This window comes from Humibacillus xanthopallidus (assembly GCF_044793955.1).
GTDB lineage: Bacteria > Actinomycetota > Actinomycetes > Actinomycetales > Dermatophilaceae > Humibacillus > Humibacillus xanthopallidus_C.
On the sequence record NZ_CP084995.1, the window covers coordinates 2,228,192 to 2,242,683 of the forward strand.

The window sequence follows — 14,492 nt, forward strand, 5'->3', positions numbered from 1 at the left end:
ACCGTGGCCCTTCCACCGCTCACGCCTGAGCAACGCGCAGCAGCACTCGAGAAGGCTGCCGCAGCACGTCGGGAGCGGGCCGCGGTCAAGAACCGGCTCAAGTACTCCAGCGGATCGCTCGCGGAGGTGCTCGAGGACGGCAAGGTCGACGCGGTGATCGGCAAGATGAAGGTCACCGAGCTGCTGGAGTCGATGCCCGGCGTCGGACGGGTGCGCGCCAAGGCCATCATGGAAGAGGTCGGCATCGCCGAGTCGCGCCGCGTGCGCGGCCTCGGGGCCAACCAGGTCGCGGCGCTCCTGCGCCGCTTCGAGCGGCCGTGAGCCCGGAGCAGACCCCGAGCACGACGGAGCCGCGACCCGACACCCCGACTCCGGGTCGCCTGACGGTGCTCGCCGGGCCCACGGCCGTCGGCAAGGGCACCATCGCCGCCTACGTGCGCACCTACTTCCCCGGCGTGTGGTTCTCGGTCTCGATGACGACGCGCGCGCCGCGCCCCGGCGAGGTCGACGGGGTCCACTACCACTTCGTCGACGACCGCGAGTTCGACCGGCTCGCCGAGGCGGGGCAGTTCCTCGAGTACGCCGTCGTCCACGGCGCCGCGAAGTACGGCACCCCGCGGGGTCCGGTCGAGCGCGCCATCCGGGAGGGGCGCGACGCCCTCCTCGAGATCGACCTGCAGGGCGCGCGCCAGGTGCGCGACACCTGGCCCGACGCGCTCTTCGTCTTCCTCGCACCGCCGAGCTGGGAGGAGCTGGTGCGCCGTCTCGTCGGGCGCGGCACCGAGGGGGAGGCCGAGCGGGAGCGCCGGCTCGCCACCGCCCGTGCCGAGCTGGCCGCCCAGTCGGAGTTCGACCGGGTCGTCGTCAACGACGACGTTCGTCGTGCGAGCGAAGAACTCGTATCATTGATGAGATCGGGACGCGCCGAGAGGTGAGTCCCGTCGTGCCGTGTGCCCCCGCCCGCTCCTCGCAGAGGCGTCGCACCGGCCCGCATTCCGCTGAAACCAACGAATCGAGATCACCGTGTCCGGTACCCAGGCTGCTCCCATCGGCATCACCAACCCGCCGATCGACGACCTCCTGGCGGTCGCCGACTCCAAGTACGCGCTCGTCATCTACTCCGCCAAGCGCGCGCGCCAGATCAACGCCTACTACTCCCAGCTGCAGGAGGGCCTGCTCGACTACGTCGGCCCCCTCGTCGAGACCGAGATCCACGAGAAGCCGATGTCGATCGCGCTGCGTGAGATCAACGAGGGCCTGCTCACCTCCGAGCCGACCGAGTCCTGACCCGACCCGATGAGCCGCCCGACGTCCCGGCTGCGCATCGTCCTCGGTGTCAGTGGCGGCATCGCCGCCTACAAGGCTGCGTCGCTGCTGCGGCTCTTCACCGAGAACGGCCACGACGTCACCGTCGTGCCCACCGCGGCGGCGCTCCACTTCGTCGGGGCGCCGACCTGGTCGGCCCTGTCGGGCAAGCCCGTCGCCACCGACGTGTGGACGTCGGTGCACGAGGTGCCCCACGTGCGCATCGGCCAGGGCGCCGACCTCGTCGTCGTCGCGCCGGCCACGGCTGACCTCCTCGCGAGGGCGGCCCACGGTCTCGCCGACGACCTGTTGACGACGACCCTGCTCACCGCGCGGTGCCCCGTCGCCTTCGCGCCGGCGATGCACACCGAGATGTGGGAGCACCCGGCGACGCAGGCCAACGTCGCCACCCTGCGGTCGCGCGGTGCTCACGTCATCGACCCCGCCGTGGGCCGGCTCACCGGCCAGGACACCGGCGCGGGTCGCCTCCCCGAGCCCGAGCAGCTGTATGCGGCGTGCCTCGCGATCCTCGAGGGCGTGGCTGACACCCCCGGCGCCGCCGGGCTGGAGCGCGACCTCGAGGGTCGCCGGGTCGTCGTGTCCGCCGGTGGCACCCGGGAGCCGCTCGACCCCGTGCGCTACCTCGGCAACCGCTCCTCGGGCAAGCAGGGCTGGGCCGTCGCCCGCTCGGCAGCCAGCCGCGGGGCAGAGGTCACCCTCGTCGCCGCCAACGTGTCGCTGCCGACGCCCGACGGGGTGCGGGTCGTGCCCGTCGAGACGACCCTCGAGCTGCAGGCGGCGGTGCAGGACGCCGCGGCTGGGGCCGACGTCGTCGTCATGGCTGCCGCACCGGCCGACTTCCGACCGGTGACCGTCAGCGACAGCAAGATCAAGAAGTCGAGCGACCCCGACGCCGGCCTGCGTGTCGAGCTCGTCGAGAACCCCGACATCGTGCGCGGACTCGTGCAGGAGCGCGCCGCCCGGGGGAGCGGCCCCCTCATCGTCAGCTTCGCCGCCGAGACGGGTGACGCGGACGGCTCGGTCATGGACCACGCCCGTGCGAAGTTCGCCCGCAAGGGCAGCGACGTGCAGGTCGTCAACGAGGTGGGCCGCGACCTCACCTTCGGCCAGGACGAGACGACGGTCCACGTGCTGCGCCGCGGCACGGACGAGGTGCTCACGATCGGCCCGGCGTCCAAGGACGTCGTCGCCGACGCGCTCTGGGACACCGTGTCATCGATGCTCGGCTGACGACTACACTCACCGCCCAGACCGGCCCGATCGGCCACCCCGAGCTAGGGAGAGCAAGTGCCTGCACGTCTGTTCACGTCTGAGTCCGTCACCGAGGGGCACCCGGACAAGATCTGCGACCAGATCAGCGACTCGATCCTCGATGCCCTGCTGACCGTCGACCCGCAGGCGCGGGTGGCGGTCGAGACCCTCGTCACGACCGGTCTCGTCCACGTCGCGGGCGAGGTGTCGACGACCGGCTACGTCGAGATCCCCAAGCTCGTGCGAGAGACCATCCTCGAGGTCGGCTACGACGGCTCGCAGAAGGGCTTCGACGGCCGCACCTGCGGCGTCTCGATCTCCATCGGCGCGCAGTCTCCCGACATCGCCCAGGGCGTCGACACGGCCCACGAGCACCGCACCGGCGGCGACGTCGACGACCTGCTCGACAAGCAGGGCGCCGGCGACCAGGGCCTGATGTTCGGCTACGCCTGCGACGACACGGCCGAGCTCATGCCGCTGCCCATCCACCTCGCGCACCGTCTCTCCGAGCGCCTCACCCGGGTGCGCAAGAACGACGAGCTCGCCTACCTGCGCCCCGACGGCAAGACGCAGGTCACCATCTCCTATGAGGGTGACCGCGCGGTCAAGCTCGACACCGTCGTCCTGTCGACCCAGCACGCGCCCGACGTCTCGCTCGAGGGCATGCTCGAGCCCGACATCCGGGCCCACGTCATCGAGCCCGTGCTCGCCGAGCTGCGCGAGAGCGGCACCGACCTCGACGTGAGCAGCTACCGCGCGCTCATCAACCCGACGGGGCGCTTCGAGATCGGCGGCCCGATGGGCGACGCCGGCCTCACCGGTCGCAAGATCATCGTCGACACCTACGGCGGCATGGCCCGCCACGGCGGCGGCGCCTTCTCGGGCAAGGACCCGAGCAAGGTCGACCGCTCGGGTGCCTACGCGATGCGCTGGGTGGCCAAGAACATCGTGGCGGCGGGTCTGGCCCGGCGGTGCGAGGTCCAGATCGCCTATGCCATCGGCAAGGCCCAGCCCGTCGGTCTCTACGTCGAGACCTTCGGCACCGAGACGGTGCCCGTCGACAAGATCCAGGACGCCATCGGCATGGTCTTCGACCTGCGCCCGGCCGCGATCGTCGACGCGCTCGACCTGCTGCGCCCGATCTACAAGCCAACGGCCGCCTACGGGCACTTCGGCCGCACCAAGGCCGACGGCGTCGAGAACCCCTTCACGTGGGAGCGGACCGACCGTGTGGACGCCCTGAGGCAGGCCGTCTCCGGCTGAGGCTAGATTCGCCCCCGTGGGCGACGACGAGACGATGCGACGACGGCAGCGACCGGCCGACCGGCCGGTCGCTGCCGTCGTCGTCGAGACGCCCCTCGCGCACCTCGACCGTGTCTTCGAGTACTCCGTGCCCGACGAGCTGGCCGCTGGCGCCGAGCCGGGCGCCCGCGTGCGGGTGCGCTTCGCCGGGCGCGAGCTCGACGGCTTCGTCGTCGAGCGGCGCGACCACCCCGAGCACGAGGGCCGGCTGACTCCGCTGCGCCGCGTCGTCAGCCCTGAGCCGGTGCTGACCCCCGAGGTGCTCGCCCTGTGTCGCGCCGTCGCCGACCGGTATGCCGGCACGCTGAGTGACGTGCTGCGCCTCGCCGTGCCCCGGCGCCACGCCACGGCCGAGCGCGCCCTCGCCCTGGAGAGCCCGCCGCAGGAGTCCGTCGAGGCACCCGAGCCGGGTCCGTGGACGGCCTACCCTGCCGGTCCTGCGTGGCTGAGGCGGGTCGCGTCGGGGGAGGGGCCGGCCGCCGCGTGGACGGCGCTGCCCGGTCGCCGACCCGACCACGACTGGCCCGTGGCCCTGGCGGTCGCCGCCACGACGGCATTGGCCGCCGGCCGCGGCAGCGTCGTCGTCTTGCCCGACCACCGCGACGTCGACCGGCTCGACGCCGCCCTCACGCAGCTGTTGGGCAAGGGACGGCACGTGCGGCTCACGGCCGACCAGGGTCCGCAGGCCCGCTACACCGCCTGGCTCAAGGTCCTGCGGGGTCACGTGCGCATCGTGATCGGCACGCGGGCCGCGGCCTTCGCCCCCGTACACGATCTCGGCCTCGTCGCCTGGTGGGACGACGGCGACGACCTGCTGGCCGAGCCCCGGGCGCCCTACCACCACACCGGCGTCGTCCTCGGCCTGCGGTCGGCGGCGACGGGGGCGGCGCTGCTCGCCGGCGGTTTCGGGCGCAGCCTGCGACTGCAGGTCGGCATCGAGGCCGGTGACCTCGTGCCCGTCGAGGCCGACCCGACTGCCCTGCGCAGCGCGATGCCGCGGGTGACGGTCGCGGGGGAAGGACTCGACGAGGAGCGCGATGGCCCGGCAGCGCGGGCGCACCTGCCCTCACGGGCGTGGCGCGTCGCCAAGGACGCCCTCGTCGACGGCCCGGTGCTCGTGCAGGTGCCGCGCCGCGGCTACCTGCCCTCCCTCAGCTGTGCCGAGTGCCGCACCCCCGTGCGATGCACCCGGTGCCGGGGGCCGGTGTCGGTCAGCGGCTCGGGGACGCCGCCGGCGTGTCGCTGGTGTGGCCTCGTCGTCGCCGCGGGCACCTTCGAGTGCCAGCACTGCGGCTCCCGTCGGCTGCGGTCGGCGGTCACCGGTGCCAAGCGCACGGCTGAGGAGATCGGTCGGGCCTTCCCCGGCACGCCCGTGCACACCTCGGGGTCGGGCGACGTGCTCGCGACCGTGGGCGGCGACCCGGCGCTCGTCATCGCCACCCCGGGCGCCGAGCCGGTCGCCGAGGGCGGCTACACGGCCGTGCTGCTGCTCGATGCCTGGGCCAGCCTCGACCTGCCCGTGCTCGACGCACCGCTCGAGGCGGTGCGCCGGTGGCTGGCCGCCGCAGCGCTCACCCGACCGGGCCGTGCCACGGTGCTCTGCGGGGCTCCCGAGGCCGTCGCGCTCCCCGCCGTCGAGGCTCTCGTGCGCTGGGACCCCGCCTGGCTCGCGGAGCGCGAGCTCGCCGAGCGTGCCGAGCTCGGCCTCCCGCCCGCCCTGCGCGTCGCCCAGCTGACCGGCTCGCGCCGGGCGCTCGAGGGGGCGCTGCACCAGCTCGAGCAGCAGGGACTGCCTCCGGGGGCGCAGGTGCTCGGACCGGTCCCTCACGCACCGTCAGCGCCACACCGCGGAGGCGCCCCTGCCGAGGGCGATGCCCCGGCACGGGCGGTGGCCGACCACCACGTGCTCGTGCGCGTGCCCCTCGCGGCGACGCTCGAGCTGACCCGTGCGCTCATCGCCCTCAAGGCCGTGCGATCGGCGCGCAAGGAGGCCGAGGTCGTCGCGGTGCGGGTCGACCCGCTCGACATGTTCTGACCCGCGCCCGTGGGAGAGTGACGGCATGCCCGACCGCGAGCGTGACCTCGACATCGTCCTCTTCGGCGCGACCGGCTTCGTGGGGGTGCTCACGGCCGCCCACCTGGCCGAGCACGCTCCCGACGGCGCTCGCATCGCGCTGGCCGGCCGCTCGCGCGCCAAGCTCGAGACCGCGCGCGCCGAGATCGGTGGACGCGCCCTCGACTGGCCGCTCGTCGAGGTCGACGCCACCGACTCGGCCGGGTTGCGCGGGCTGGCCGCGCGCACGACGGTGCTCGCCAGCACGGTCGGGCCCTACGCGGCATACGGCAAGGAGGTCGTGCGCGCCTGCGCCGAGGAGGGCACGCACTACGCCGACCTCACGGGCGAGGTGCTCTTCGTGCGGTGGTCGCTCGACGAGGTCGACACGCGGGCCCGCGAGACCGGGGCCGCCATCGTCCACGCGTGCGGCTTCGACTCGATCCCCTCCGACCTCGGGGTGCTCGTCACGGCCCAGCGCGCGAGCGCCGACGACGCGGGCGAGCTGGGTGAGACGACGTTGCTCGTGCGCTCGATGAAGGGCGGCTTCTCGGGCGGCACCATCGACTCCGCCCGCCAGCAGGCCATCACGACGCGCACCGACGCCGCCGCCCGGCGCACGATCTCCGACCCCTACGCGTTGAGCCCCCGCCGCTCCGAGGAGCCGTCGGGCGGTGGCCGGCCACCTGCCGGGGGAGTGCTGGGCACCCTGCGGCGCCTCGTGCCGATCGACCGCGACCCGGAGACCGGACGCTGGACCGGGCCCTTCGTGATGGCGTCGTTCAACACGCGCATCGTGCGCCTGTCCAACACCCTCTCGGGCTGGTCCTACGGGCGCTCGTTCCGCTACCGCGAGGCGACCGACTTCGGATCAGGCCCGTTGTCGCCCCTGCTGGCGGGCGGGATGGCCGTCGGCCTGGGCGGGGTCGTGACCGGCCTCGCCTACAGCCCGACGCGCGCGGTCATCGACCGCTTCCTGCCCAAGCCGGGAGAGGGCCCGGGACCCGAGGAGCGGGCGGCGGGCCGCTTCCGCATGGAGATCCGCACGACGACGACCGAGGGGCGTCGCTACCGCACGAAGGTCGGCGCCGACTACGACCCCGGCTACGGCGGCACCGCGGTGATGCTCGGCCAGACCGCCCTCGCGCTCGCGTTCGACGGCGATGACGGCGTGCCGGGGCGCACCGGGGTGTGCACGCCGGCCACCGCTCTCGGCGAGGTGCTCGTCGAGCGGCTGCGCGAGCACGGCTTCACCTTCGACGTCGCGGAGGTCACGGCGGACTGACGGTCGCCCGACAACCCCCAAAGAAGTGCTTGACGGTCGTGCCCGCCGCGCCGCATACTGCCAAACATGTCTTTGGAGGATGAACGGATCAGTGACCTGAGGGCGACGGCGCACCCGCTGCGGCTGCAGATGCTCTCGCTGCTCACCGGCGCCGAGCTGAGCGCCGCCGAGGTCGCCCGCGAGCTCGATGTCAGCCAGGCCAACGCGAGCTACCACCTGCGGCTGCTCCACGACGCGGGGTTGCTCGTCATCGCGAGCGAGGAGAACGTGCGCGGGGGGCTCGCCAAGCGCTACCGCCACGTCTGGGACGCGCCGCGCTCTGCAGGGGCGGCGCCCGCGGCTGACGGCGACGCCCAGCACTACGTGCGGGTCCTCGCCGACGCCATCCCGGCCCGCTTCGCCGACCGGCGGCCGGGTGCCCCTGACGGCACCCACCTCACCGACGCCGACCTGTGGGTGGAGCCCGAGGTCTGGTCCCGCGTCGTCTCGCTCGTCGGGGAGGCGAGCGCCCTGCTCCACGCCAGCGCTCAGCCGCCGCGCACCGAGGGCACCGTGCGGGCCAACCTCTCGGTGGCCGCCTTCGAGCTGCTGCCCGAGAGCCGGGGCACCCGATGAGGATCAAGGAGTCGCTCGGCGCGCTCGGCGACCGCCGGTTCGCGTGGTACTTCACGGCGCGCACGGTCTCGACGGCCGGCTCGGTCATGGTGCCGGTGTCGCTCGCCTTCGCCGTGCTCGACATCGACGCCTCCGCCGGCGCGCTGGCGCAGGTGCTGGGCGTGCGCACCCTGGCGATGGTCGTCTTCCTGCTCGTCGGCGGGGTGGTGGCCGACCGGTTCTCGCGCATCGTCGTGCTCCAGGTCTCGCACGCGCTGACCTTCGTCACCCAGGCCACCGCAGCGACCCTCATCATCAGCGGCGACGCCACGCTGACCCAGCTGACGGTCATCGAGGGCATCAACGGCGCCGTGACGGCCTTCACGATGCCGGCAATGATGGGCATCGTCCCCCTCGTCGTCGACCGGTCGCGGCTGCAGGAGGCCAACGCGCTGCTGTCCTTCAGCCGCAGTGGCCTCACCGTCATCGGGCCCGCGGTCGCCGGGCTCCTCGTCGTCGGCGTCGGGCCCGGCTGGGCCCTCGCGGTCAATGCGCTGACGTATGCCGTCGCCATCGTCTGCCTGAGCCGTGTCGGTCTGCCTCGGGCGGAGCCAGGCCGGGCACGGAGGCCCTCGATGGTGCACGAGCTGCGCGAGGGGTGGACAGAGTTCATCCGCCGCGAGTGGCTCTGGGTGGTCGTGCTCGCCTTCGGCCTGCTCAACGCCATCCACGTGGGTGTCATCGGCGTGCTCGGCCCGCTCATCGCCACCTCGACCGATGCCATCGGCAAGGCGGGCTGGGGGCTGGCGCTGAGCGCCGAGGCTGCCGGCACGGTCCTCATGACGATCGTCATGCTGCGGCTGCGCCTCGAGCACCCGCTCCGGGCGGGCATGCTCGCCATGTGCGCCCTCGCGGTGCCGATGGTGCTGCTCGGTGCGGCGCCGGCGCTGATCCCCGTGGCCATCGGCTTCTTCGTCGCGGGCGCTGCCGTCGAGGTCTTCGGCGTGGGCTGGAGCACGGCCCTGCACGAGCACATTCCCGTCACCGTGCTCTCGCGCGTGTCGAGCTATGACGCCCTCGGCTCCTTCGTGGCGATGCCGATCGGGACCTTCCTCTATGGCTGGCTCGCGACGACGGTCGACGTCGAGACCCTCATCCTCCTGAGCGCCGGGGTCTACGTCGTCATCGCGGTGCTGGCCCTGCTGTCGCGGTCGGTGCGCGACCTGGGCCGGTCGTCGGAGGAGCCGGTCGATGAGCAGCGCAGCGAGCGGGTCGGGCCGACGACGCCCGCGGAGCGGTCCTAGACTTGCGCTCGCACCATCCGCCCGCGCACCCAGGAGACCCGTGTCGATCAAGGACATCCGCCTCTTCGGTGACCCGGTGCTGCGCACGCCGGCGGTCGACGTCGTCGACTTCGACAAGCAGCTCCGCGTCCTCGTCAAGGACCTCGAGGACACGATGATGGATGCACCCGGTGCCGGCCTCGCCGCGCCGCAGATCGGGGTGGGGCTGCGCGTCTTCACCTACTGGGTCGACGGCGTGCTCGGTCACCTGGTCAACCCGAGCCTCGACCTCTCCGACGAGGAGCAGGACGGGCCGGAGGGGTGCCTCTCGATCCCCGGCGTCGCGTTCGACACCAAGCGAGCCCTGTCTGTCGTGGCGCGCGGCCAGGACATGTGGGGCGAGCCGGTCGTGCTCGAGGGCACCGAGCTGCTCGCCCGCTGCGTGCAGCACGAGACCGACCACCTCGACGGCGTGCTCTTCGTCGACCGGCTCGACCCGGAGGCGCGGCGCGAGGCGATGCGGGCGATCCGCGAGTCCGACTGGTTCGCCGAGAGCCCGACCGAGGTGCGCATCAGCCCGCACTCGACCTTCGGCCGGGCGATGTGACGTGAGAGTCGTCTTCGCCGGCACGCCGGAAGCCGCGGTGCCGAGTCTCGAGGCCGTGGCGGCATCGAGCCACGAGCTCGTCGGGGTCGTGACCCGCCCCGACGCCCCGTCGGGTCGCGGCCGCCGTCTCGAGGCCTCGCCCGTGCGACGCCGGGCCGACGAGCTCGGTGTGCCGGTGTTGACCCCTGCCCGGGCCGGTGACCCCGACTTCCTCGAGGCGCTTCGCGGCCTGGCCCCCGACGCGTGCCCGGTCGTCGCCTACGGCAACCTCCTGCCGCCGGCCGCTCTCGAGATCCCGCGCCTCGGCTGGGTCAACCTGCACTTCTCGCTGCTGCCCGCCTGGCGCGGCGCGGCCCCCGTCCAGCACGCCATCATGGCCGGCGACACGGTGACCGGCGCCTCGACGTTCCTCATCGAGCGGGGACTCGACACCGGACCGGTGCTCGGCTTCATGACCGAGACGATCCGGCCGGCAGACACCGCCGGCACGCTGCTCGAGCGGCTCGCCACCGCAGGGGCCGGACTGCTCGTCGCCACGCTCGACGGCCTCGAGACCGGCGACCTCGTGCCGCGGCCGCAGGGTGGTGACGGGGTCTCGCTCGCGCCGAAGATCGAGGTCGGCGACGCCCGCATCCGCTGGGAGCACCCGGCCACGGCCGTCGACCGTCGCGTCCGCGGTTGCACCCCGGCGCCCGGCGCCTGGACGACCTTCCGCGGTCAGCGCCTCAAGGTCGAGCCCGTGACGCTGCCGACCGACGACGAGAGGACTGCCCTCGGGCATCTCGACCCCGGAGTCCTGCTCGTCACGAAGAAGGCCGTCCACGTCGGCACCGGCACCGTGCCCGTGCGGCTGGGCGCGGTGCAGGCGCACGGCAAGAAGCCGATGGCGGCGGCCGACTGGGCCCGCGGCACGCGCATCGAGGCGGGAGAGCGGGTCGGCGATGAGTGACGACGAGAGCAGGGCCCGGCGCGGCGACCGGCAGCGGCCCCCGGCCCGCGAGCGGTCGGCCCGGCACCGCTCGGAGCAGCGGCCGTCCGAGCGGGCCCGCCGCACCGACTTGGCCCGCCTGACGGCCTACACGGCGATGCGTGAGATCGCCGACGGCGCCTACGCCAACCTCGCTCTGCCGAGGCTCCTGCGCGACAAGCGGATCACCGGTCGGGACGCCGGCTTCGCGACCGAGCTCGTCTACGGCGCGACCCGACTGTCCGGCCTCTACGACGCGATCATCGCCTCAGCCGCCGGCCGCCCCGTCGACAAGATCGACGCCAACGTGCTCGACACCCTGCGGCTGGGGGCCCACCAGGTGCTCGGCATGCGGGTGGCCACCCACGCCGCCGTCGACGAGACGGTGGCCCTCGCGCGCCAGGTCAACGGAGCCGGGGCAGCCGGCTTCGTCAATGCCGTCATGCGGCGCATCAGCGAGCGCGAGCCCGACGCGTGGGTCGAGCTCGTGTCACAAGGCATCACCGACCCGGTCGAGCGGCTGGCCCTGCGCACGTCGCACCCCGTCTGGGTCGCCAAGGCCCTGCGCGCCGCCCTCATCGGCCACGGCGCCACCACCCCTGACGAGGCCGAGGCATCGCTCGCCGCGCTGCTCGAGGTCGACAACGAGCCCGCCAAGGTCTCGCTCGTGGCACGCCCGGGTCTGTGCTCGCTCGAGGAGCTCGAGGACTTCGGGGCCGAGCGCACCGGCCTCAGCCCGGTGGGCGCCGTCCTGCCCGAGGGCGACCCCGGCGCCGTCGACGCGGTGCGCGACGGCAGGGCGGCCGTGCAGGACGAGGGGTCGCAGCTGCTCGTGCTCGCGCTGGCGGGGGCCGAGGTCCAAGGGGCGGCGGCTGCCGACGAGCGCTGGCTCGACCTGTGCGCGGGGCCGGGCGGCAAGGCCGGGCTGCTCGCCGCGCTCGCCATCCAGCGACGAATTCCCTTTGTCGCCAACGAGATCAGTGAGCACCGCGCCGACCTCGTGTGGCAGACGCTCGCTGCTGCGCGGCTGGCGGCACGCGAGGCCGACACGAGTCTGAAAGTCCGCCACGGCGACGGGCGCGAGATGGGGGAGGTCGACCCGGCGGCATACAGCAGGGTGCTCATCGACGCGCCGTGCACCGGCCTCGGTGCGTTGCGCCGCCGCCCCGAGGCGCGCTGGCGGCGCAGCCCCGCGGATGTCGCGGCCCTCGCCGGCCTGCAGCGCGAGCTGCTCGCCTCGGGCATCGAGGCCACCGCCCCGGGCGGCCTCGTCGGCTATGCGACGTGCAGCCCGCACCTCAACGAGACCCGCTTCGTCGTCGCAGACATCCTCAAGCGTCGCGACGACGTCGAGGTGGTCGATGCCCGGCCACTCTTCGTCGACGCGTCGGGGGAGCAGCTGCCGGAGCTCGGCGAGGGACCCTTCGTCCAGCTCTGGCCACACGTCCACGGCACCGACGCGATGTTCTTCGCGCTGCTGCGCAAGAAGTAGATTCGCCCCGTGCAGATCTCACCGAGCATCCTGTCGGCCGACTTCGCCAACCTCGAGTCGGAGCTGCGGCGCATCGCCAACGCCGACTGGGCCCACGTCGACGTCATGGACGCCCACTTCGTGCCCAACCTCACCCTCGGGCTGCCCGTCGTCGAGGCCCTGGTGCGCGTGAGCCCCGTGCCGATCGACGCCCACCTGATGATCGAGGATCCCGACCGGTGGGCGCCGAAGTACGCCGAGGCGGGCTGCCAGTCGGTCACCTTCCACATCGAGGCGGCGCGCGACCCGCGCACCCTGGCGCGGGGGCTGCGCGCGGCCGGTGCGCGGGCGTCGATGGCGCTGAAGCCCGCGACGCCGTTCGCGCCCTACGAGGACCTGCTGCCCGAGCTCGACATGGTGCTGGTGATGACCGTCGAACCCGGCTTCGGGGGGCAGTCGTTCATGGCCGACCAGATGCCCAAGGTGCGCGAGGTGCGTGAGGCCGTGCGACGTCACGGCGGCGAGATCTGGGTGCAGGTCGACGGTGGCGTGAGTGCCGACACGATCGAGCAGTGCGCCGAGGCCGGTGCCGACGTCTTCGTCGCGGGGTCGGCCGTCTACGGCGCCGAGGACGCCGCTGCCGCGGTCGACGAGCTGCGGGCTCTCGCCGTCGCGCACCGGCACTGACCGGGCGCGGTTACTGAGTCAGCGGTTGTCGCCGGCAAGCGGCTGCAGCACCCGGCGACGTCAGGAGGCGGAGGAGGCCGGGCTAGCCTGCTGGCCGTGGAGCTCGAGCTGCGTGTCATCACCCCCGACGACTGGGAGGCCTTGCGTGCGGTGCGCCTGAAGGCGCTGGCGGACTCACCCGACGCGTTCGGCGCAACTCTGGCCGACGCCACGGCGCAACCTCCGCAGGTGTGGCGGGACCGCGCGGCCGGTGCCGGCCCGGTCATCCTCGCGTTCGCCGACCAGGTGCCGGTCGCCATGGGTGGGCTGTATGTGCCGCCGGAGTCGGACGACGCGTTCGTCTGGGGGATGTGGGTCGAGCCGGCGTCACGAGGTCATGGCTTGGCCTCCCGCATCCTTCACGACCTGCTGAGCCACCCCGAGGCAGCGGGACGATCCCTGCACCTGCATGTCACGCACGGCAACAGCACCGCTCGTCGCCTCTACGAACGGCACGGCTTCACGGGCACCGGCGAGAGCCAGCCGTTGCGGGACGGCTCCGACGTTCGCATCGCCGCCATGCGGCGGGACTGATCGCTGCAGCGAGCCGCCGCGTCACGGCCGTGGTCTCAGGCCTTGTCGGCGGTCGGTCCGGTGTCGGCGAGCCACTTGCCCACGGCCTGCGCACAGAGGTCGGGCGCCTCGACCGGAAGCAGGTGGCCGGCGCCGTCGACCGCCCGGAGGGTCCAGCCCGGCCGCCGGGCGTGCTCTGTGAGCGACGCGGGGTCGACCAGCGGATCGTCGGTGCCGCGCAGGACGAGCACCGGCATCCGCAGCGCATCGAGCGCCTCGGTGGTCGGGCGCTGCGTGATGAACATGGCCCTGACGGCCGACGCCAACGCCGTGGCCGTGCCCGCCAGCCGTTCGGGGTGCTCGCGGGCCACCTCGAGGCTCTCGAGCCACAGGTCGACCTGCGCGCGCGAGACACGGCTCGGGTCGCCGCCGACCGGGCCGGCGCGGCCGGGTGAGACGGCACCCCCTGTGAGGATCGCGTTCCGCTTGGCGTCCACGATGCGCCGGCCGGCCAGTCGCAGCACGATGCGTGCCAGGGGCGGGCCCGTTGCCACGGCGAGGCGTCCCATCGTCTGCCACCCGAGCGCCTCGACGGGCGACGCGCGGCGCCAGGGCAGCGTCGGGGCCACCAGGACGACTCCCCGAGTCTGCTCGGGCATCATCCCCGCAGCCAGCGCCGCCACGAGGCCACCCGTCGACCAGCCGTGCAGCACCACCGGGCGGTCGAGCCGGAGCCGCCGGACGAAGGCCGACACGAAGAGAGCGTCGAGGTGCGCGGAGGGCCCTCGCCGATAGGGGTCACCGGTGTGACCCGTGACCGTGCCCGGGAGGTCGACGGCGACCACCGTGCCGAAGCGCCTCAGGTGCGGAACGAGGTCGAGCCACATGCTCGCGCTGCCGGTCATCGGGGGCACGAGCAGGTGAACCGGTGACGCGGGCGCGGCGGCAGAGGTGGGCTCCGCGAGGACGTAGTGCACGGGCACGCCGCACACGCTCGTCGACACGCTGCGCAGGCCCGCCCACTGCTGCGAGCGAACGCCCCAGTCGTCACAGCGCACGGGACCCTCCGCCCTCCGATGGGAGCCGTGGCGAAGCCTCGGCCCCTCTCATCATG

15 protein-coding genes are annotated in these 14,492 nt (G+C 73.5%); 14 read left to right on the forward strand and 1 reads right to left on the reverse strand.

Going from position 1 to position 14,492, the window contains the following annotated elements:
- Nucleotides 1–3 precede the first annotated feature (3 nt).
- The 14 genes from mihF (at nucleotide 4) to LG278_RS09885 (ending at nucleotide 13,399) form a co-directional block, all read left to right on the forward strand.
- Entirely contained in the window at nucleotides 4–321 is a 318-nt protein-coding gene (gene mihF, locus LG278_RS09820; protein WP_404393315.1) for an integration host factor, actinobacterial type, read from the forward strand.
- On the forward strand, nucleotides 318–935 hold the full coding sequence (gmk, locus tag LG278_RS09825) for a guanylate kinase (protein WP_404393317.1): 618 nt from the start codon (nucleotides 318–320) through the stop codon (nucleotides 933–935). The genes mihF and gmk overlap by 4 nt, the downstream gene beginning before the upstream one ends.
- An 88-nt stretch (nucleotides 936–1,023) precedes the next feature.
- Complete coding sequence (gene rpoZ / locus LG278_RS09830; protein ID WP_404393319.1) at nucleotides 1,024–1,287, forward strand: DNA-directed RNA polymerase subunit omega; 264 nt, start codon at nucleotides 1,024–1,026, stop codon at nucleotides 1,285–1,287.
- A gap of 30 nt (nucleotides 1,288–1,317) precedes the next feature.
- The gene (coaBC, locus tag LG278_RS09835) at nucleotides 1,318–2,556 is read left to right on the forward strand and encodes a bifunctional phosphopantothenoylcysteine decarboxylase/phosphopantothenate--cysteine ligase CoaBC (protein ID WP_404393603.1); all 1,239 of its coding nucleotides are present in this window, start codon (nucleotides 1,318–1,320) and stop codon (nucleotides 2,554–2,556) included.
- A 57-nt stretch (nucleotides 2,557–2,613) separates the two neighbouring features.
- Nucleotides 2,614–3,840 (forward strand): methionine adenosyltransferase, encoded by a 1,227-nt coding sequence (metK, locus tag LG278_RS09840; RefSeq protein WP_404393321.1) that lies wholly within the window; start codon nucleotides 2,614–2,616, stop codon nucleotides 3,838–3,840.
- A gap of 16 nt (nucleotides 3,841–3,856) precedes the next feature.
- Nucleotides 3,857–5,914, forward strand: a complete 2,058-nt coding sequence (locus LG278_RS09845) for a primosomal protein N' (protein WP_404393323.1) — start codon at nucleotides 3,857–3,859, stop codon at nucleotides 5,912–5,914.
- Nucleotides 5,915–5,939: 25 nt separating this feature from the next.
- Complete coding sequence (locus LG278_RS09850; RefSeq protein ID WP_404393325.1) at nucleotides 5,940–7,217, forward strand: saccharopine dehydrogenase family protein; 1,278 nt, start codon at nucleotides 5,940–5,942, stop codon at nucleotides 7,215–7,217.
- Between the two features lie 66 nt (nucleotides 7,218–7,283).
- Nucleotides 7,284–7,832, forward strand: a complete 549-nt coding sequence (locus tag LG278_RS09855) for an ArsR/SmtB family transcription factor (protein ID WP_404393327.1) — start codon at nucleotides 7,284–7,286, stop codon at nucleotides 7,830–7,832.
- On the forward strand, nucleotides 7,829–9,115 hold the full coding sequence (locus tag LG278_RS09860; RefSeq protein ID WP_404393329.1) for an MFS transporter: 1,287 nt from the start codon (nucleotides 7,829–7,831) through the stop codon (nucleotides 9,113–9,115). Before LG278_RS09855 ends, LG278_RS09860 begins: the two co-directional genes overlap by 4 nt.
- Nucleotides 9,116–9,155: 40 nt before the next feature.
- Nucleotides 9,156–9,701, forward strand: coding sequence for a peptide deformylase (gene def / locus LG278_RS09865; RefSeq protein WP_404393331.1), 546 nt, complete (start codon nucleotides 9,156–9,158; stop codon nucleotides 9,699–9,701).
- A gap of 1 nt (nucleotide 9,702) precedes the next feature.
- Complete coding sequence (fmt, locus tag LG278_RS09870; RefSeq protein ID WP_404393333.1) at nucleotides 9,703–10,650, forward strand: methionyl-tRNA formyltransferase; 948 nt, start codon at nucleotides 9,703–9,705, stop codon at nucleotides 10,648–10,650.
- Nucleotides 10,643–12,160 carry an RsmB/NOP family class I SAM-dependent RNA methyltransferase gene (locus tag LG278_RS09875; RefSeq protein WP_404393335.1) on the forward strand — a complete coding sequence of 506 codons (1,518 nt, stop codon included), beginning with the start codon at nucleotides 10,643–10,645 and terminating at the stop codon, nucleotides 12,158–12,160. Before fmt ends, LG278_RS09875 begins: the two co-directional genes overlap by 8 nt.
- Nucleotides 12,161–12,169: 9 nt before the next feature.
- A complete protein-coding gene (gene rpe / locus LG278_RS09880) occupies nucleotides 12,170–12,826 on the forward strand; it encodes a ribulose-phosphate 3-epimerase (RefSeq protein ID WP_404393337.1) in 657 nt (218 codons plus the stop codon).
- Between the two features lie 96 nt (nucleotides 12,827–12,922).
- On the forward strand, nucleotides 12,923–13,399 hold the full coding sequence (locus LG278_RS09885) for a GNAT family N-acetyltransferase (RefSeq protein ID WP_404393339.1): 477 nt from the start codon (nucleotides 12,923–12,925) through the stop codon (nucleotides 13,397–13,399).
- Between the two features lie 35 nt (nucleotides 13,400–13,434).
- Here LG278_RS09885 and LG278_RS09890 read toward each other — a convergent pair whose 3' ends face one another.
- The gene (locus LG278_RS09890) at nucleotides 13,435–14,436 is read right to left on the reverse strand and encodes an alpha/beta fold hydrolase (protein ID WP_404393341.1); all 1,002 of its coding nucleotides are present in this window, start codon (nucleotides 14,434–14,436) and stop codon (nucleotides 13,435–13,437) included.
- Nucleotides 14,437–14,492: the final 56 nt, after the last annotated feature.